Below are 18788 nucleotides of genomic sequence, written 5' to 3'. Positions count from 1 at the left end.
ACACCATGAAAAAGAACGTCCGATTCCTCGCTTTCGCCATTTTCTCCATGCTCGCCGCAGTGAGCACAGCTCATGCCGCCGAGGACCCAGTGCGGCATATTGTTGCCTTCAAATATAAAGAAGGGGCAGCCGAGAGCGATATCCATCAGGTAACCAGCGCCTTCCGTGCGTTACAAAATAAAATCCCCGGAATCGTCTCCTATGAAGACGGCGTCAATAACAGCCCGGAAGGCTTGAACAAAGGATTTACCCACGTTTATGTTGTCACCTTCGACGACGCAGAAGCCAGAGACGAGTACCTGCCACACCCGGAACACAAAAAATTCGTGTCGCTGATGGAAGAACTCGACATTCTTGAGGATGTATTTGTGATTGATTATTCAATCAAAGAGTGAATAATTATTACCTTTGCCAAAGAACATCTTCAAGCGCCAGCGTAGCGTTATTCAAGCCGCGAACCTGAAGGGAGGTAGCTATCTCTTCAGTTCGCGCTGGATTTCCTCTAGCTGATCCGCAATTCTCGCCTGCTCACGAGCGCTTTTGCGTAAAGCTCGCACTGCCATTACTACGGCAACAGCAAGCCCTACAATTAAACCCAACTTAATCAACAGAGCGACGATGGCGAGCGCACCAGGTGTACCAATCATTATTTGCGTCCTTTTTGTAATACAATTAAGATGAGCGTAATCAATATAATCAGACATTACAACCACTGATCAACCAGAATGGATATCGCATGAACTTTTATCCTCTTCGCAATTTTCTTATTGCGCTTGCTGCACTGCTCCTCCTGAACGCCTGTACAACTCACGACGACCGTCTTACTCATGTTCTGCCGGACACCGAGGTCGTACTGGAACAGCTTACCCGTGCCAATGATTACTGGCAGTCAGAGCATCCGGACCCCGGCTGGGCTTTCTGGGAACACGCGGCTTACCACACTGGCAACATGGAAGCCTATTTCGTGACGGGCAATCAGGACTACCTTGATTATTCGCTGCGCTGGGGCGAGCAGAACGAGTGGATGGGCGCGAAATCAAACCAGCCTTCAGAGTGGAAATACAGCTACGGGGAAACCGACGAGTTTGTGCTATTTGGTGATTGGCAGATCTGCTTTCAGACCTACATCGACCTTTATGAAATCACCGGAGATCGCGAAAAGATTGCGCGCGCGATCGAGGTCATGGAATACCAGATGGCCACCGATGCGGATGACTACTGGTGGTGGGCCGACGGCCTTTATATGGTGATGCCGGTCATGACCAAGCTCTACCAGGTAACGGGGGACGAACTCTATCTGGAGAAGCTTCACGAATACTACTCCTATGCCAAACGCATCATGTACGACGAAGAAACCGGCCTGTTCTTTCGCGATGCCAAATACGTTTACCCTGAGCATAAAAGTCTGAATGGCCAAAAGGACTTCTGGGCACGAGGCGACGGCTGGGTCTTTGCCGGCTTGGCCAAGGTGCTGGCGGACCTGCCCGAGGACCATAGGCATCGGGATGAATATCTGGCGGATTATCAGAAAATGGCCGCCACCCTGGCCGATGCGCAGCAGCCCGGTGGCTACTGGACGCGCAGCCTGCTCGACCCGGAGCACGCTCCCGGGTATGAAACCAGCGGCACGGCCTTTTTTACCTACGGCTACCTGTGGGGCATAAACAATGGCCTACTCGATCGAAATACTTACTTGCCTGTCGCGTTGAACGCATGGCGGTACTTGACCGAGACCGCGCTACAAGAGAGCGGCATGATCGGCTATATCCAACCCATTGGTGAGCGAGCCATTCCCGGCCAGGTTGTCGACGCCGAATCCACTGCCAACTTTGGCGTGGGCGCCTTTCTGTTGGCCGCCTCTGAGATGTATCGATTGGTGCAGAATGCCAACCAAGATGAAACTGAAAGGGCTCGCCCGTGAGTGATGTTCACATCAAGTCCGCAGAGGAACTCGCCCTGATGCGCGAATCCGGGCGCCTGCTGGCGTCCGTGTTTGCCCATCTTGACCCGCTGATCAAAGAAGGGCTCTCCACCATGGAGATCAACGACCTGGCCGAAGCGTTTATTGTGGATAAGCTGAATGCCCGGCCGGCCAGTAAAGGCCAGTACGGCTTTCCGTATGTGCTCAATACATCGGTGAATCAGGTCGTTTGCCATGGCATGCCCTCGGAGACACACAAGCTGAAAGCCGGGGATATCGTCAACGTCGATATCACGCTGGAGAAGAACGGCTATATCGCGGATTCCAGCAAGATGTACCTGATTGGCGACGTCTCTCCCATCGCCAGACGGCTGGTGGATGAAACCTACCAGGCCATGTGGAAAGGCATTCAGGCGGTCAAGCCTGGTGCGACACTGGGTGATATTGGCCATGCCATTCAACAGCATGCACGGGACAAGGGATATTCCGTGGTCCGAGACTACTGCGGCCATGGTATCGGCCAGGAAATGCATGAAGGCCCACAGGTACTGCATTTTGGTGTGCCCGGCAAAGGCCTGGCTTTGAAGGAAGGCATGACATTCACTATTGAGCCCATGATCAATCAGGGCAAGGCGAAAGTGAAAACCAAACGCGATGGCTGGACCGTGGTAACGGCGGATAAGAAATTATCCGCCCAGTGGGAGCATACGATCGCGGTGACGGCCGATGGGTATGAGGTGTTAACGCTGAGGGACGAAGAACGAATTCAACCCCAGGCTACCCATTAGCCAGGCACGATATAGGTGTCACTGATCTGACCCGTTTACCGGAGGTGGCCTCTGGCCAGCTGACGTGAAATATCGTCGTCCAGCGGCTCCGGTATGGACAGCACAGTCTCCGAATGGGCGCTGGTTTGGCCTCGGTTGATCGTCAGCGTCACGGTATACTCACCGGGCTTACTGTAAGTGTGGTAGATATAGGGCTCGGTGCCATCGCTGGTATACACAGCGCCATCGCCCATATCCCAGCGGTAGCCTTGAGCGGTATGATCTTCGGGCGGCAAACACGACACCAGCCCGCTGACGGCCGGATTGATCAGGCAATCAAATTGATCGCCCGACAGGCTTACGTCACTTTGGGGCGATCCGGCGTAGACCAGGGCGGGGGCAGCCAACAGGCAAAGGCACAAGCGGACTATTATTGGCATGGTGCATTCCTCCTGAGGAACGTGACGGGCAAGCCAAAACGCACGGCAGCTTCGTCAATGCTAGTTAAAAACACGGGGTAATATCGTGATGAGCTCCACAGAAATTGTGCGGAACCATCACCTTATGCGCTCTACCAATAAATTGTGCACAATACGGGTGAAAAATCGGTGAGTTTTATCCAGCAACAAACAGACCGAGAGGAAATGCTTTGTGATATCCATCAGACTTTTCAAGATCGCCGGGATGACCCTGCTTGCGCTGGGCCTTGCAGGCTGCACCTTCACCGAGCGCGGTGTGTATGACGGTATTCGCCAGGGGCAGATCAACGAGTGCAATCAGATGCCGAGCGGGCAACGGGAGCGCTGCCTGTCCCAGATTACCGGAGAGTATGAGGAGTACCGCCGTCAGCGGGAGATGATCGAGGACGAGCAATAGACCGATAACTTATAGTACAATAGACCAGATTCGACCAAAAACTCATAAAATGACTCGACCATGCTGACGTTTTACCGGCGATCCATGGCAGCCTTTCTGGTACTGCTGGCGGCCACTGCGACAATCATCTATAGCGGCTATGCCAAGTCGCAACTGAATACCTCACTCTTCCCAGCCGATGACGACGGGTACCTGTGGGCACCGGCGATAGAACCCCGCAACCCCACCGGAGACACCTGGCTATCGATCAAGAGTAAGGCTGGCACACTTGACTACGAGTTTATGCTGGATCCTGAGGAGTCATTTCCGTACACCCATTTCTCCCTGTACTTCATCAAGCCGGAGCAGGCCCATCACATGGTGGATCTGACCGGTTATCACAGCATCTCGTTCCGGGTCTTGTGCGCACCGCGTAACGTCTTGTTATTTGCGCTGTTCAGCTATGACGACCAGGTCACCGATCCGCTTCACCAAGATACCCGACGAGTCTCGTCCACCGCATTTTCCTGCGATAACCGCTGGGAAGTCGTTACCCTGGAACTGAAAGAGCTGATCACGCCTGACTGGTGGCTGGATCGCTATGGTCTTGAACTGAGCGAGCGAGGTTACCGCCAGGACAAAACCATGGGTCTGGCATTCATCAACTCCCTACAAAGTCCTGTCGATGTCCTGTCCCAGGTCCGCATCGACGAGCTGAACCTGATTGGCAGCCGGCCCGGTTATCTATACGCCAGTGTGGGCGTCAGCCTGACCCTGTGGGCGCTCTTCCTCGCGTGGGTAACGCGCGCGTACATTTCGGTAAAAACCGCCGTACTGAAAGAAAAAATAAAGCGGGATCAACCTCTGATTGCCTACAAGAAGTTGTCCATCGAACCCCAGAAAGACAAAGACAAAAGCGCCCTTCTGCGCCATATCGCCACGGAGTACGCCAACTCCGAGCTGACACTGGACTCCACCGCCGCGACGCTTGGCATCAACCGCACCAAGGTCAACGAAATTCTGAAAGAAGAGTTGGGCCTGACCTTTACCGCTTACCTGAAGCGGCTGCGTTTGACCGAAGCGGCACGCCTGTTATCCGAAAACTCTGGCGCCAACATTTCCCAGGTGGCGTACTGCGTGGGTTATAACAACGTCTCCTATTTCAACAAGTTGTTCAAAGAAGAGTACGGCTGCCCACCCAAAACCTTTCAGAGCCTGTGTCGCCCAAAGAATCCCGAAGAACAGCCGGACTAGTCTCACCTCTCTTCATGGCGGATGTTTCCTTTCAAAATTGAAAGGAATTCTGTTAATTACTGCAACCTCTCACAAAATTGCGGGATTGTGCCAGTTTCCGCGTGTTTGCCTTCCTATGCTTTCGGTCCGGGCTCTGCTCCGGACAATCCTTTTCAAGAATAACCATAGTGAGGCTAATCATGAACCACTTAGCGAACGCAGGCCATTGGCTGCGGCTGTTTATTCCCCTGTGTCTTCTGATGACACCACTGATCAGCCACGGTGATAACCCGCTGGTCTCCCACGTTTACACGGCCGACCCGGCGGCGCGGGTGATTGATGGGCGCGTGTACGTGGTCGTCACCCACGACCAGGACGATCAGTCCGACTACAGTCAGTTGGTGGATTACTATCTGTTCTCCTCCGACGACATGGTGAACTGGCAGGATCACGGCATCATCTGGAACTCGCGCACGGATACATCTTGGGCAAACCTTGCCTACGCGCCGGATTTTATTGAGCGCAACGGCCGGTATTACCTCTATTTCCCCGACGGCGCCAACGCCATTGGTGTCGCGGTGGCCGACAACCCCGAAGGGCCTTACACCGACCCGATCGGGGGCCCACTGGTGGACCGAAACACCCCCAACGGCAACGTCGACTGGGTGTTCGACCCCGGCGTATTTATCGACGATGACGGTCAAGCCTATCTGTACTTTGGCGGCGGTGGTCCGGGTAATGCCCGGGTGATTCGGCTGAACAACGACATGATCAGCACCAGTGGATCGGCGATCAGCATTGATGCCCCGAATTTCTTTGAAGCGCTGTCGATGAACAAGCGCAACGGCACCTATTATCTCACCTACTCCACCGATACCGCTGGCGGGCTGGCCATTGATTATATGACCAGCGACAACCCCACCACCGGCTTTGTCCATCGCGGCACGGTACTGCCCAATCCCTGGGAAAACAATAACAACAATAACCACCAGTCAGCCGTGGAGTTTGAAGGGCAGTGGTACATGTTCTACCACAATCGCGCGGTCTCCAATGAGCGCGGCGACAGCACTTACCAACGCTCCATCAACGTCGACTTACTGTCCTTTGGCGGCGACGGCTCCATGCAGCCGGTCAATGCCGGGCCTGGCGGTGTACCACAACTGAAATACGTCGACGCTTTCGCTATCAATCAGGCGGAGACCTTTGACAACGAAAACGGCATTGAAACCGCTCCAGCCAGCGAAGGGACTCTCAACCTGGAAATGGGGCCGGGTGATTGGGTGAAAATAACCGGCGTTGATTTTGGCCCCGGCGCCACCGGATTGGACGCCCGAGTGGCGGCCAATATCGACTCCAGCTTGGAAATTCTGCTTGATGATATCAACAGTCAACCCATCGCCACCTTGCAGGTGAGTAACACCGGCGGCTGGCAGAACTGGCAAACCCAGTCGGTTGATTTCACGGAAGTGACCGGCGTGCACGATGTGTACCTGCGCTCCACAGCCGGCCACAACCTGAACTGGTACCGATTCACCGGCGGCTCCGGCAATGGTTCGTCCAGCAGCGACAGCTCCAGCAGCTCCCAAAGCAGTTCCTCCGATGGGAACAATGACAGCAATGTGGCCGGCAGCATCGAGATCACCAACGACTGGGGTGGAGGCTACTGCGCAGCGCTGACAGTCACCAACAACACCAGCGCACCGGTGGAGTGGAGCCTGAGCATCGAGACCGAGGGCAGCATCACCAACCTGTGGAACGGTACCTGGAGCCAAAATGGCGACTTGCTCAATGTCTCCGGCGCAGGCTGGAACAACACCCTGCAGCCCGGCCAGAGCGATGCCAGCATCGGCTTCTGTGCGGACCGCACCAATCCGCCGCCCACATCGTCCTCTTCCAGCAGCCAATCTTCCAGTGCCAGCGAGTCGAGCAGCACATCGAGCCAAAATGGCGACAACCTCGCCAGCAACGGCGGAGTAGAATCAGGCCTGAGCAACTGGTCCACCACAGCCGGGGACCTGAGCCGCAGCACGGACCAGTCCCGCAGCGGCTCCGCCAGTGCGCTGATCAGCAACCGTAGCGACACCTGGCACGGCTTGACGTTCTCGCCGTCGGCGCTGAGCAATGGCGCCGAGTATGACGTATCTGTCTGGGTGAAGCTGGCTGCGGGTGCCGCCGACGCGACACTTTATCTCACCGCCAAGCGGGAGGACGATTCAGATTCTTCCACCTACGAGGAGTATAGCCGGGTCGCCGAAGCGACCGGTTCCGCCTCCGGCTGGGTCGAGCTCAGCGGCACCTACACTCAAAGCGGGACGCCCTTTGAGCATTTCATTATCGAGTCCGATGATGGGGCGGTCAGCTACTACGCCGATGATTTCTCGGTCATCGGTGAGACTCAGGATGGTGGTAACGGGGGTGTGATCGACCACGACTTTTTCGTCGGCAATATCACAACCTCCGGCAACGTCCGCTCAGACTTTGTACAGTACTGGGACCAGATCACTCCGGAGAACGAGGGCAAATGGGGCTCGGTAGAAACCTCCCGCGATGTGTACAACTGGAGTGGCCAGGATCAGGCTTACCAGTACGCCCAGCAGAACGGCATCCCCTTCAAGGCCCACACGCTGGTGTGGGGTAGTCAGTACCCCAGTTGGATCGACTCACTGAGCCCGGCCGAACAGGCGGAAGAAATCGAGGAGTGGATTCGCGACTACTGCCAGCGCTACCCGGAGACCGCGATGATCGACGTGGTCAACGAGTCCACCCCCGGACACGCCCCGGCCGGTTACGCGGAGCGCGCCTTTGGCAGTGACTGGATCATCCGGGTGTTTGAACTCGCGCGGCAGTATTGCCCGGACTCCATTCTGATCCTGAACGACTACAACGTGTTGAGCTGGAACAATGCCGAGTTCATCGAGATGGCCCGCCCCGCGGCGGAAGCTGGTGTGGTGGACGCCCTGGGATTGCAGGCGCACGGACTGGAAAGCTGGTCCTTGAGTGATTTGGAAGCCAACCTGAACCGCGTGGCCGATCTGGGCTTGCCGATTTACATTTCCGAATACGACATCGCGGAAACCAGTGATCAGGCGCAGCTGCAGATCATGCAGGAGCAGTTCCCTCTGTTCTACAACCATCCCTCGGTGGTCGGCATCACTTTGTGGGGCTATGTGGTCGATCGCACCTGGGTCGAAGGCAGCGGCCTGATTTACGATAACGGCACGCCCCGCCCGGCCATGACCTGGCTTATGGACTACCTGGGTCGCTGACCTCACCACCATCGCCCCGGGAAGGGACTCTCAGGGCGCATAGCTTCTCACCCGGACTTTGAACTGAGTAACAGTTTTCGAATTTTTCCCGTGGGAAATGCGCAAGGTGTGTATTTTGACGCAGTTTCAAGGCCACTTCCAGTGCACACTCCGAGGTCGTTGACCGTGATGTATTTGACCACCGAGGGTATCGACCATGGGAACACTCTTTGCGTTTTTGATCGGCGCCTTTCTGGGCGTGGTGGTAACCGCCAGCCTCTACCGAAGCCGGGACTCCCGGAATGTGTGTAATGCGATTGCCAGCGTGCAACGCTACCTGGAAACCGATGACCTCAAGCCGCTGGACAAAATGACCGGCAAACTCAAGCTGCACCTGGACTTGATCAATGAAGCGGACGAGCTGGTGGTGCGCAGTGAATGGGCCCGTCAGCAGAAAAACCGTTTTGTGACCCAGGCGGTAAAAATCATTCGGCTGCGCAACAAAGGCGAAGCCAAAGAGCAGCAAGAGCGACTGATCCAGGCACAGAAGGGGCTGAAGCAATCCGGCCAATACCTGCTGGGCTACTTCCAGTTCCCAAGTTTTCTGTGGTTGCGGGCCACTATCGCTCGCCTTCCGATGGACACCCGCAAGCAGGTGGCGGCACTTCGCACGTCCTGAGCCGACTCACCCGTTCCGCGCGCGCTCGATGGCGACCTCCCAGCCTTTGAGCATCGCATCGCGCTCCTGATCACCCAACTGGGGTTCGCAGCGTCGGTCCAGGCTCCAGTGCTGAGCCAGGTCGTTCAGATCCCCGAACAGGCCGAGCTGTAACCCGGCCAGACGAGCGGCCCCGAGCGCCGTGGTTTCAATGATGTCCGGACGTTCCACCGGTACGTGCACAATGTCAGCCAAGGCCTGTAGCAGCCAGTTATTGGCCACCATGCCGCCGTCCACCCGCAGGGTTTCGGGCCGCTCACCGGCATCCTCTTCCATGGCTTTGAACAGATCCCGAGTCTGATAACACACCGCTTCCAGTGCCGCGCGTGCCAGCTCGGCGCGGCCACTGTCGCGGGTGAGGCCACAAATCAGTGCGCGGGCGTCCGGCTCCCAGTGCGGCGCCCCCAGTCCGGTGAAGGCCGGCACCAGATACACACCCCGGTTGGAGCTCAGGCTCTCCGCCAGGGCTTCAGTTTCCTCGGCGCTTTTGATAATACCCAGCTTGTCCCGCAGCCACTGCACGGCCGCCCCCGCCACAAAAATCGCGCCTTCCAGCGCGTATACGGGCTTGCCGTCAAACCGGTAGGCGATAGTGGTCAGCAGCCGATGTTGGGACAGGCGCGGGGTCTCGCCAATGTTCATCAGGGCAAAACAGCCGGTACCGTAGGTGCTCTTGATCATCCCCGGCTCGAAGCAGGCCTGGCCGACCACCGCCGCCTGTTGGTCGCCTGCCACCCCGGCAATGGGCAGCTCGATCCCATCGAGCCCCTCCAGCGCGGTTCCGAAGTCGGCGGCGCAATCGAGCACCTCGGGCAACATGGCCTCGGGAATGCCGAACCGCTCCAACAGCACCGGGTCCCAACACTGGTCGTTGATGTTGTAGAGCAGGGTACGGGAGGCGTTGGTGGCATCGGTAGCGTGGACTTTGCCGCCGGTAAACTTCCAGATCAGCCAGGTATCCATGGTGCCGAACAACAGGTCACCGCGCTCGGCTTTGGCGCGGGCATCTTCCACGTTGTCCAGAATCCAGGCGATTTTGGTGGCGGAGAAATAGGGATCAAGTAGCAGCCCGGTGCGTGCTCGGGTGTCATCCTCCAGCCCATCGCGGGCGAGCCTGCGACAGTGATCAGCGGTACGCCGGTCCTGCCAGACAATGGCCGGGTAAGTGGGCGTCCCCGTGGTTTTATCCCACACCACGGTAGTTTCCCGCTGATTGGTGATGCCAATGCCCAGCACGCGCTGGTCGTCGGAGAGTTGGTCGAGCGCGTCGCGGCAGACCTGAGTGGTGACCTTCCAGATTTCTTCCGGATTGTGCTCCACCCAACCGTCGTCGGGGAAGTGCTGGGAAAATTCCTGCTGGGCCTTGGCCACCATGCGCCCATCCGGGGCGAACACAATGGCACGGCTGCTGGTGGTGCCCTGGTCAATGGCGAGGATCAGATCAGACATAGTCGCTCCCGGGTCTATGCAAGTGCACTAAGCATAGCACCCCGGGAGCGGGGGTTTGGAGAAAACCCCGGTCTTTAGGCAGAGAGCTCCGCCAGTGCCGATTCCACAATAGCCAGACCTTCTTCCAGCACCTCATCTTCAATGGTGACCGGCATCAGGAAGCGGATGGCATTGCCGTGCATACCGCAGCTGAGCAGAATCAGGCCCTTCTCCTTGGTCTTCTTCAGCAGCTCCGCCGCCAGGTCCGGACGGGGCTTGCGGCTCTCTTTGCTGTCCACCAGCTCGAACGCGGCCATGGCGCCCAGGTTGCGGCCGTTGTCCACGTTCGGGAACTTCTGCTCCCACTGTGCGAAACGGGCGGCGAGGGTGTCGCCCAACCGCTGGCTTTTACCCAGGATGTCTTCTTTTTCAAAGACATCGAACACCGCCATTACCGCGGCGCAGGCCAGAGGGTTACCGGTGTAGGTGCCGCCGAGGGAGTTGGGGCCGGAGCTGTCCATGATGGTGTCCGTACCGACCACAGCGGAAATGGGCATGCCATCGGCCATGCTCTTGGCCATGGTCATCATGTCCGGCTCCACGCCGCTGTGTTCGATCGCAAACAGTTTGCCGGTGCGACCAAAGCCGCTCTGCACTTCATCCACCACCATCAGGATGCCGTGCTCATCACAGATTTTGCGGATGGCCTTGAGGAAGCTTGGCGGCGCGGCATAGAAACCGCCTTCGCCGAGTACCGGTTCGATAAAAATGGCCGCGGTATGCTGGGGGCTGGAATCGGTTTTCAGGGTCATTTCCAGGCCACGCAGCGCCTGTTCTTCGCTCATGCCGTGGTACGGCACCGGGAAAGGTGCGCGGAATACCATGCCCGGCATGGGGCCGAAGTCGCCCTGATAGGGGTTGACCTTGCCGTTCATGGCCATGGTCATGAAGGTGCGGCCGTGGTAGCCACCGTCAAAGCAGATCACGTTGGTGCGGCCGGTGGCGGCCCGGGCAATTTTGACGGCGTTTTCCAGCGCTTCGGCGCCGGAGTTGGCCAGCATCACTTTGGCGTGGCCCCGTACCGGGGTGTGCTCGCTCAGCTTCTGCGCGACGTTCACGTAACCTTCATATGGCATCACGGTCTGACAGGTGTGCATCAGCTTGTCCAACTGGCCTTTGACCGCATCCACCACAGCCGGGTGGCGGTGGCCGATGTTGAGTACACCGATACCGCCCGCAAAGTCGATAAAGCGTTTGCCATCGGCATCCCACAGTTCCGCATTCAGTGCATGGTCGGCGAAGTTCGGGTTGGGGCTGGCCGCGCCGGCCGCCACATAGCGTTCTTTCAGTTCATTCAGCGATTTGTTGTTCACGTTTCCGTCTCCTTTGGCGCTGGGTCAGCGCGTGATGTTATGCCTCGGCAGACCGGTAGAGCGCCTGCCCAAGATGGGTGAAATAGTCCTGAAACGCGGCGTTTACCCGCGCGCGTTGCTGGCCCTGTGGGTAAAGCCCCAGCCGGGCCTCATCGGTCTGCCGGGTGCCCATGACCAGGAAGCTGTTTTTGATCGGTGCGTCCTGCACGTAGGCCTCAAACGCCCGGGCACAAAGCTCTTCGGGCAGCGCGTAATACACCGTTCCCAGTCGCTTGTCCTGCTCGGCAGAGCACTCGAACAGCTCGCTGGGAGCGGTGCCGGCTTCATTCAATAGCACAGAGTGGTAACAGTTACGCAACCGGTCGTTCAACGGATGACTGAGCCCGGCGGCATTCCCCAGCCAGGCCTTGGACCCGAAGCTCGCACCCGGAACCGGCGCAAACGCCTTGTCGCAGATATAGTGATCAAAGGCGTGAAACCATTCGTGGGCAATGCTACCCGGCCCGGCGTTCTTGGCCAGGGCAAAGGTGTGGGTCGCGGGCTCATAGTGAGCCGCCACGCCCCTCTGACCGCCCTGCCCGTACTGCAACGCCAGGGTGCCACGCAGCGAAATCAGCGCTTCCGGTCCTTTGAGTATAGCCATCAAATCGCACAGAGCGTCGTAAAACAGCCCGGCAGCGCGCTGTTTCTCCGCTTCGGTAACCCAACGGCCGATACTGATGGCACGAAAAGCGAACCGGCGACGAATATCCAGAAAGGAGGGGGCGGCGGGGCGTGCGCCCCCAGCCTCCTGCGACGGACCCCGGCGATGGAAGCGGCGATGAATGAGGCCAGAGCCGGTCGGGGATTGGGTGTCACGCCCGTGAGGAGATGCCATAAACCTTGTGATACTGCGAAACAGGTGGCCAGTATGGACATTTAGGACCGTGAACGCCACCCCGGCAGCGGATTGACTACCACGGGAGACACAGCGCCTACAGGGGCCATACCCAGAGCAGCAGCGGCGTGCCCACCAGTACCACAATGATTTCCATGGGGAGGCCCAGCCGCCAATAATCCCCGAAGCGGAAACCACCCGGCCCGAGAATCAGGGTGTTGTTTTGATGTCCGATGGGCGTGAGAAAGGAGCAGGAGGCACCGATTGCCACTGCCATCAGCAGGGTATCGGGGTTGACGCTGAGCACGGCGGCACTGCTGATCGCGATCTGGCACATGACTGCCGCCGTGGCCGCATTGTTCATGAAATCGGACAGGGTCATGGTGATGACCATCAACAGCACCACCGCCACGATGGCATTGCCGCCGGCGACATTTTCCAGCAGCAGTTGTGCCAGTAAATCCGCCGCGCCGGTCGAGGCCATGACCCCGGCAACCGGAATCATGGCGGCCAGCAACACAATCACCGGCCAGTCGATGGCTTCGTACATCGAGCGCATCGGCAGTACCCCACTGACCATAAAGCCGAGCACCCCGGCGGCAAACGCCACTGCCGCGGGCACCCAGCCAATGGCCGCGGCCAGAATGGCCAGCCCCATGATGCTCACCCCCAGGGCGGCCTTGCCTTTATCGGGAACACCAATGGAGCGTTCGGCCAACGGAATACAACCAAATTCCCTGCCAAAGGCACTGATCGCATCGCTTGAGCCCTGCAGCAACAACACGTCCCCGGCCCTGACCCGAATGGAGCGCAGGCGCTTGACCGAGCGCTTGCCCTGACGGGAAACGGCCAACAGGTTGATGCCAAAGCGGGTCCGCAGCCGGATGTCGCTGGCACTGCGCCCGAGCAACGTTGAACCGGGCAGTGCGGCCCATTCCTGGAGAGCACTGCCACTGTCATCCCCCGACTCTTTCTCACTCTCTTCGTCGTCGGACGTCGTCGCTGAGGCTTGCTCTGCGTCATCGTCTGACTCGGTCTCGACGTCCTCTTCCAGCGCCAGGCCCAGGCTGGAGAGCACCGCCGACAGCGCCTCCGGCTCCGCCTCGAGAACCAGGATATCCCCGGCCCGCAGCACGCGGGCCGGATTGGGCGCCTGGACTCTCAGGTCATTGCGTACCAGCCCGACGATCTGTGCTTCATCGTTGTCGAGCAGATCTTCGGCCTCGCGCAACGGTTTACCAACAACCTTGTTCTTTTCGGTCACCCGCACTTCGGTGAGATAATGGCCGGTGTCAAAACTTTCGGCACCGGCCGGCTCGCGCCGGGGCACCAACCGCCAGCCGATGACGGTAATAAACACCACCCCGGTCAGGGCGACCAGGGCCCCGACCGGGCTGTAATCGAACATGCGGAACGGCTCCCCCGCAAGGTCTGCACGGAAGCCGGACACAATCAGGTTGGGGGGTGTCCCGATCAGGGTGGTCATACCCCCCAATATGGTGCCGAACGCCAGCGGCATCAGTACCACGCCAGGGGGAACCTCCTGCTTGCGAGCCAGTTGAATTGCTACCGGCATCAATAGCGCGAGCGCCCCGACATTATTCATGAAGGCAGACAGAAACGCGCCCAGGGCTGTCAGCATGGCGGCGCCAATGGCCAGGCCCGCATTTTTGGGCAGGAGCTTTTGGGCAAGCACATCAATGGCACCGGTGGACTGCAATCCACGGCTCAGAACCAGAACACAGGCGACCGTAATCACCGCACCGTGGCCAAAGCCGGCAAACGCGTCCTGCCCCGGAATCAACCCGGTGAACACACAGGCCAGCAACGCCGCCAGAGCCACCATGTCGTGCCGCCAGCGTCCCCACAGGAACAGGCCAATACTGGCGGCCAGGATTGAGAGAATCAGCGTTTGATCCAGGGTCATTGAGACGCTACTCCGTGGGCTCCAGGCGCAGGTTATCGAGATAGATCCAGCGGGGTTCGGTCACCCCTGAGGTAAAGATTAGCAGACGGATCATCCGCGCCAGATTCATCCTGCGCGTTTCTGGCGCCGTGGCAATGTCCTCCAGCGGAATGCGGTAGTGGTTCCAGCCGGAAGCGACCTCCAGCCGGCCGTTGTACCGATCCGAAAACAGTCCCTCATTGCGGTCGTGGGTGGCGTCGTTGATCCGCAGCGTCATGCGCAGTGAGTCATCGCCGGGGTTGAAAATGGACAGACTTAGTGCCTGATAACCACGCCAATCATCCACCAGTCGGCTCAGATGTGTGCCCGCGTAGGGATTCTTATCGGTACTGATCAGTCGCACCGCCAGGCTGTACTCCCCCTGGGCCACGGGTTGGCGGACACGTTGTACATCGCCCTCCCAGAAAGGCACATCCCAGCGGGATTCAAAATCACTGAGAACCGGAAACTGGCGCTGCTGCCGGTACTCGGCCAGGCCAAGCACCAGCACCGACTGCAATTGCCAGAGCACCAACACCGTGGCGATAACCCGACCGGACCAGACCCAGCGGGTCGCCGGCTGGCCCCAGAACAGCCCCATCCAGGTACCGACCACGTTCAGGAGAATATCCAGCCAACTCGCCTGCCGATCCACCAGAGTCTGCAGGCCCTCGATCAGGGCGCTCAGCACCACGACCACCAAGGTCAATGCCAGCCATTGATGGGGCGCCCGCAGCGGCCAGCGCCCCTGCCACCAGAACATCAGGCAGGCGAAGAACACCCAGTGCCCCTGTTCCCAGGCTTCCCGGATGACTGGCGCGGAGAGCCAGTCCGGCCCGCCGAAAAAAAACAGCGGGCTGGCAATCAGTACGGGAATCAACAGCCAGTCGCGATGCTCCTTCAGGCGCTGCATTCAGTAGCGGACCTCGCCCATGCCATTGAATTGCTTGGCCAGGTTGGTGGCATAGTTGTCGGTCATGCCACTGATGTAGTCGATCACGGCCATCAGGGCCTGGTATTTATAACGCCCTTCCCGGGCGAACACCGAGGGGTGAAAGTTGTTGTCGCCCATCAGCGCCAGCACCCGATTGTCTTTGTAGGTGACCTGATCCGGATCACCCAGCAGGGCATCAACGGCCCCGCACAGGGTGCTCAACAGGGTGCCGATGGTGTTGTAGGCACCGATTTCCAACTCGACCCGTTTGGCGTGGTTGAAAATGCGCTGTTTGGCCAGATCCTTGGCGGCCTGCACGGCGGTACGGACATTGTCATCGCACAGCGAAATCAGATCCCCCTTCACGGTTCCGGCCAGAAAATCTGCACGATGCGCCATGAAGGCGTCGGTGCCGGAGTCAATCAGGGCTTCAATCACCTTGCCGCGCAAGATCGCCGGCTTGCGTCCGTCATCCACCTTATTGAGATTGCGTTCCAGTTCGGGAATCTGCACTGGAGGAATCACACGGCGCAGAATGTCATAGATTTCCGGCCAACTGAGAATGCCCATCTCCAGACCGTCCTCCAGGTCCAGAATGCCGTAACAGAAGTCGTCCGCCGCCTCCATCAGGTACACCAAGGGGTGCCGGCAATACCAGTGCTCGCCGATCGGCAACAGACCGGTGCGCTGAGCGATTTCGTGAAAGTAGTCCAGTTCAGTCTGGAAGATTCCGTACTTGTTATTTTTGGGGCGTTGGTTCTGGACACTGGGCGTCGCCGTCCAGGGGTATTTGATGGAAGCGCCCAGGGTCGCGTAGGTGAGGCGCATGCCTTCTTCGTATTGGTAGTACTCCAGGGTGGTCAGCACTCGCAGACTCTGAGCATTGCCCTCAAACAGTCGAACATCATCTCGCTCTGCTTCGGTCAACCCCTCCAGGTAAACGCGCCCTTCTTTTTGAAACCAGTTGCGAATGGCCTCTTCGCCGGTGTGGCCGAACGGCGGGTTACCGATATCGTGGGCAAGACAACTCGACTGGACGATATCGCCAATGTCGGTGGGGAGCAGGGGTTCCGGCAATTCACCCCGGGCCTGCAGGGCGTTGCCCACACGCATGCCCAACGTGCGCCCTACACAAGCCACCTCCAGACTGTGCGTCAGGCGATTGTGCACATGGTCATTGGCCGCCAGCGGATGCACCTGGGTTTTGCGGGCGAGCCGCCGAAACGCGCCGGAGAAAACGATTTTGTCGTGATCCGAATAAAAGGGTGAACGCCCTTCTTCGCTTTTGGCCGGGCGCTGCCCGAGCCGCTCGGCACACAACAGTTGCTCCCAATTCATTGCCATAGCAGGTCCTCTGTACCCTTGGCCCGATTCTTCCGCAATGTACCCCATGTGTCTGGCGCGGCACAAACCAAACCGCCCCGTCCGACAGGCCGAGCGATGCACCAGCATTGCCCAGCCATCCTCCAAGCTGCCCAACCAGGGCGCACCCAACGCGCTTCTACCGGTGCAACACCCTCGGCTCCGGCAGCACCCAACCGTCATTAAGCCACTGATTCTAAAGCGATTTAGGGACCGAGCTAAACGCCGGTCAAACGCTGGCACAGTTTCTGCTGAATACCATCTTGCATACAAGATTGGCGATTAACGATGAGGACCCCCGATGACGTTACCCACCGGCTGGACGTTGAGCGAATGGCAGTACGCCTATGGCAAAGCGCAACTGGACCCCAAAACCACCCTTGGCGAGCTGCGCGATACGCTGTCGGCCGATGACCCCGTCTGGATTCATATTGTCTCGCAAGCCGAGCTGGATGCTCAGATCGCGACCCTGACCTCCCCCAGCGAACAGCCCCTGTTCGGCATACCCTTTGTGGTCAAAGACAACATCGATGTGGCGGGATTACCCACCACGGCAGCCTGCCCTTCGTATTCCTACACCGCCAAACAGGACGCCACCACCGTGGCCCGGCTCAAAGCGGCGGGCGCCATTGTTCTGGCCAAAACCAACCTGGACCAGTTTGCCACCGGACTGGTGGGCACCCGGTCGCCTTACGGCGTCGTACCCAACAGTTTCAACCCCGACTATGTGTCCGGCGGTTCCAGCTCGGGCTCGGCCGTGGCCGTCGCACGCGGACTGGTGCCTTTCAGCCTGGGCACCGACACCGCCGGCTCAGGGCGCGTGCCCGCCGGGTTCAACAACATTGTCGGACTGAAACCCACCAAGGGCCGGTTCAGTATTCAGGGCGTGGTGCCCGCCTGTAAAAGCCTCGACTGCGTGTCGGTGTTTGCGTTGACGGTGGATGATGCCGATACGGTGGCCTCGGCACTGGAAGGTTTCGACCCCGCCGATGGTTATTCCCGCCAGCCGCCGCACCCGGCCCGCCACTGGTCAAGCAAACCCCGCTTTGGGGTACCCGATCGACACGACTGGTTTGGCGATTCCGAGGCCCAACGTGCCTGGGAAGCCAGCCTGAAAACATTACAGGCGGACGGTGTGGAGCTGGTGCCCATGGACTTCACCCCCATGCAGACGCTGGCGCAATTACTCTACGGCGGCCCCTGGGTCGCCGAGCGCCATGCGGCCATCGCAGAATTCATGGCAGAGCACGCCGAGGAGATGAACCCGGTGGTGCGCGGCATCATTGAACAGGCACAGAACTTTTCCGCCACCGATGCCTATCGGGCGGAGTACGCCCGGGCCGATCTGGCGCGTGCCATCCAGACCGCCATGGCCGAGGTCGATGCACTACTGGTGCCCACGGCACCGCGCCTGCCCACCATCGCTCAGGTCGAGGCCGACCCGGTCGGCGTGAACAGTCAGCTCGGCACCTGGACCAATTTTGTGAACCTGGCCGACTGCAGTGCGCTGGCCCTGCCCGCCGGTATTCGCGCCGACGGTTTACCCTTTGGAATCACCCTTGTTGCCCCCGCTTGGCAGGACCGGGCCCTCACGGATTTTGGTCGTCACTGGGAAGCCATTGCGCCCTGGAAGCGGGGCGCAACCGACCTGCAATCACCCGCTCCCACCGCGCCTTCAAAAGCGCCGCAGGATCACGTTCGCCTGGCCGTCGTCGGCGCGCACCTGAGCGGTATGCCGCTGAATCATCAGCTCACCGAGCGTCACGCCCGGTTGGTAGAACGCACCCATACCGCACCCACCTATCGACTGTACGCACTACCGGACACCACCCCGCCCAAACCGGGTCTGATCCGGGCCGATGAGGGCGCAAGCATCATTGTTGAGTTGTGGGATATCCCGGTCGACCAGTTCGGCAGTTTTGTGGCGCTGGTACCCGCACCTTTGGGCATCGGAACCCTGACGCTCGACGACGGACGCGAGGTCAAGGGATTCATCTGCGAAAGCGCCGCCGTGAAAGGCGCCCAGGACATTACCGAACTGGGCGGCTGGCGCGCGTTCATTGAGTCCCGAAGTTGAAGCCACATTGAACGCGCCATCCGAGCAACGCCCTATCCGCCCCGAACCCATAC

Annotated in this window: 16 protein-coding genes; 8 read left to right on the top strand and 8 right to left on the bottom strand. The window is 59.0% G+C overall.

The genetic code is table 11. The features are described from left to right. Positions 1-5 precede the first annotated feature (5 nt). The gene (locus N645_RS0115120) at positions 6-395 is read left to right on the top strand and encodes a Dabb family protein (protein WP_024462353.1); all 390 of its coding nucleotides are present in this window, start codon (positions 6-8) and stop codon (positions 393-395) included. 78 nt (positions 396-473) lie between these two features. Here the strand turns inward: N645_RS0115120 and N645_RS18125 are convergent, their stop codons facing one another. After that, positions 474-704 (bottom strand): hypothetical protein, encoded by a 231-nt coding sequence (locus tag N645_RS18125; protein ID WP_152521732.1) that lies wholly within the window; start codon positions 702-704, stop codon positions 474-476. Positions 705-736: 32 nt separating this feature from the next. Here N645_RS18125 and N645_RS0115110 point away from each other — a divergent pair, with 32 nt between their 5' ends. Continuing rightward, positions 737-1921: a glycoside hydrolase family 88 protein gene (locus N645_RS0115110; RefSeq protein WP_024462352.1), complete on the top strand. Its 1185-nt coding sequence runs from the start codon at positions 737-739 to the stop codon at positions 1919-1921. Next, positions 1918-2709 carry a type I methionyl aminopeptidase gene (gene map, locus N645_RS0115105; RefSeq protein ID WP_024462351.1) on the top strand — a complete coding sequence of 264 codons (792 nt, stop codon included), beginning with the start codon at positions 1918-1920 and terminating at the stop codon, positions 2707-2709. The genes N645_RS0115110 and map overlap by 4 nt, the downstream gene beginning before the upstream one ends. A gap of 35 nt (positions 2710-2744) precedes the next feature. Here the strand turns inward: map and N645_RS0115100 are convergent, their stop codons facing one another. Further along, positions 2745-3128 (bottom strand): PKD domain-containing protein, encoded by a 384-nt coding sequence (locus N645_RS0115100; protein WP_081666219.1) that lies wholly within the window; start codon positions 3126-3128, stop codon positions 2745-2747. A gap of 244 nt (positions 3129-3372) precedes the next feature. Here N645_RS0115100 and N645_RS0115095 point away from each other — a divergent pair, with 244 nt between their 5' ends. From N645_RS0115095 to N645_RS0115080, 4 genes are all read left to right on the top strand, one after another. Continuing rightward, on the top strand, positions 3373-3564 hold the full coding sequence (locus N645_RS0115095) for a hypothetical protein (protein WP_024462349.1): 192 nt from the start codon (positions 3373-3375) through the stop codon (positions 3562-3564). A 60-nt stretch (positions 3565-3624) separates the two neighbouring features. After that, entirely contained in the window at positions 3625-4797 is a 1173-nt protein-coding gene (locus N645_RS0115090; RefSeq protein ID WP_024462348.1) for an AraC family transcriptional regulator, read from the top strand. A gap of 179 nt (positions 4798-4976) precedes the next feature. Beyond that, positions 4977-8042 carry an endo-1,4-beta-xylanase gene (locus tag N645_RS17625; RefSeq protein WP_024462347.1) on the top strand — a complete coding sequence of 1022 codons (3066 nt, stop codon included), beginning with the start codon at positions 4977-4979 and terminating at the stop codon, positions 8040-8042. Between the two features lie 196 nt (positions 8043-8238). Then, a complete protein-coding gene (locus N645_RS0115080) occupies positions 8239-8700 on the top strand; it encodes a hypothetical protein (protein ID WP_024462346.1) in 462 nt (153 codons plus the stop codon). 6 nt (positions 8701-8706) lie between these two features. Here N645_RS0115080 and glpK read toward each other — a convergent pair whose 3' ends face one another. The 6 genes from glpK to N645_RS0115050 all read right to left on the bottom strand — a co-directional run bounded on the left by glpK (position 8707) and on the right by N645_RS0115050 (position 16640). Continuing rightward, positions 8707-10188 (bottom strand): glycerol kinase GlpK, encoded by a 1482-nt coding sequence (gene glpK, locus N645_RS0115075; protein WP_024462345.1) that lies wholly within the window; start codon positions 10186-10188, stop codon positions 8707-8709. Between the two features lie 74 nt (positions 10189-10262). Continuing rightward, entirely contained in the window at positions 10263-11540 is a 1278-nt protein-coding gene (gene gabT, locus N645_RS0115070; protein ID WP_024462344.1) for a 4-aminobutyrate--2-oxoglutarate transaminase, read from the bottom strand. A 37-nt stretch (positions 11541-11577) separates the two neighbouring features. Beyond that, positions 11578-12417 (bottom strand): CLCA_X family protein, encoded by an 840-nt coding sequence (locus N645_RS0115065; RefSeq protein ID WP_193744994.1) that lies wholly within the window; start codon positions 12415-12417, stop codon positions 11578-11580. A 97-nt stretch (positions 12418-12514) separates the two neighbouring features. Continuing rightward, entirely contained in the window at positions 12515-14344 is a 1830-nt protein-coding gene (locus N645_RS0115060) for an SLC13 family permease (protein WP_024462342.1), read from the bottom strand. A 7-nt stretch (positions 14345-14351) separates the two neighbouring features. Further along, the gene (locus N645_RS0115055) at positions 14352-15275 is read right to left on the bottom strand and encodes a hypothetical protein (RefSeq protein ID WP_024462341.1); all 924 of its coding nucleotides are present in this window, start codon (positions 15273-15275) and stop codon (positions 14352-14354) included. Beyond that, positions 15276-16640 carry a deoxyguanosinetriphosphate triphosphohydrolase gene (locus N645_RS0115050; protein WP_202960804.1) on the bottom strand — a complete coding sequence of 455 codons (1365 nt, stop codon included), beginning with the start codon at positions 16638-16640 and terminating at the stop codon, positions 15276-15278. A 319-nt stretch (positions 16641-16959) separates the two neighbouring features. Between N645_RS0115050 and atzF the strand changes: the two genes are divergently transcribed. Next, positions 16960-18735, top strand: coding sequence for an allophanate hydrolase (atzF, locus tag N645_RS0115045; protein WP_024462339.1), 1776 nt, complete (start codon positions 16960-16962; stop codon positions 18733-18735). Positions 18736-18788: the final 53 nt, after the last annotated feature.

Origin of the sequence: Marinimicrobium sp. LS-A18 (assembly GCF_000463525.1) — a bacterium.
Lineage (GTDB): Bacteria > Pseudomonadota > Gammaproteobacteria > Pseudomonadales > Cellvibrionaceae > Marinimicrobium > Marinimicrobium koreense.
This window is presented reverse-complemented; position numbering and strand designations above follow the sequence as displayed.

Excerpts from the sequence above, each read along its gene's own strand:
- N645_RS0115120 (WP_024462353.1), top strand. The coding sequence starts at position 6 with ATGAAAAAGAACGTCCGATTCCTCGCTTTCGCCATTTTCTCCATGCTC.
- N645_RS18125 (WP_152521732.1), bottom strand. The coding sequence starts at position 704 with ATGTCTGATTATATTGATTACGCTCATCTTAATTGTATTACAAAAAGG.
- N645_RS0115110 (WP_024462352.1), top strand. The coding sequence starts at position 737 with ATGAACTTTTATCCTCTTCGCAATTTTCTTATTGCGCTTGCTGCACTG.
- N645_RS0115100 (WP_081666219.1), bottom strand. The coding sequence starts at position 3,128 with ATGCCAATAATAGTCCGCTTGTGCCTTTGCCTGTTGGCTGCCCCCGCC.
- N645_RS0115095 (WP_024462349.1), top strand. The coding sequence starts at position 3,373 with ATGACCCTGCTTGCGCTGGGCCTTGCAGGCTGCACCTTCACCGAGCGC.
- N645_RS0115090 (WP_024462348.1), top strand. The coding sequence starts at position 3,625 with ATGCTGACGTTTTACCGGCGATCCATGGCAGCCTTTCTGGTACTGCTG.
- N645_RS17625 (WP_024462347.1), top strand. The coding sequence starts at position 4,977 with ATGAACCACTTAGCGAACGCAGGCCATTGGCTGCGGCTGTTTATTCCC.
- N645_RS0115080 (WP_024462346.1), top strand. The coding sequence starts at position 8,239 with ATGGGAACACTCTTTGCGTTTTTGATCGGCGCCTTTCTGGGCGTGGTG.
- glpK (WP_024462345.1), bottom strand. The coding sequence starts at position 10,188 with ATGTCTGATCTGATCCTCGCCATTGACCAGGGCACCACCAGCAGCCGT.
- N645_RS0115065 (WP_193744994.1), bottom strand. The coding sequence starts at position 12,417 with ATGGCATCTCCTCACGGGCGTGACACCCAATCCCCGACCGGCTCTGGC.
- N645_RS0115060 (WP_024462342.1), bottom strand. The coding sequence starts at position 14,344 with ATGACCCTGGATCAAACGCTGATTCTCTCAATCCTGGCCGCCAGTATT.
- N645_RS0115055 (WP_024462341.1), bottom strand. The coding sequence starts at position 15,275 with ATGCAGCGCCTGAAGGAGCATCGCGACTGGCTGTTGATTCCCGTACTG.
- N645_RS0115050 (WP_202960804.1), bottom strand. The coding sequence starts at position 16,640 with ATGGCAATGAATTGGGAGCAACTGTTGTGTGCCGAGCGGCTCGGGCAG.
- atzF (WP_024462339.1), top strand. The coding sequence starts at position 16,960 with ATGACGTTACCCACCGGCTGGACGTTGAGCGAATGGCAGTACGCCTAT.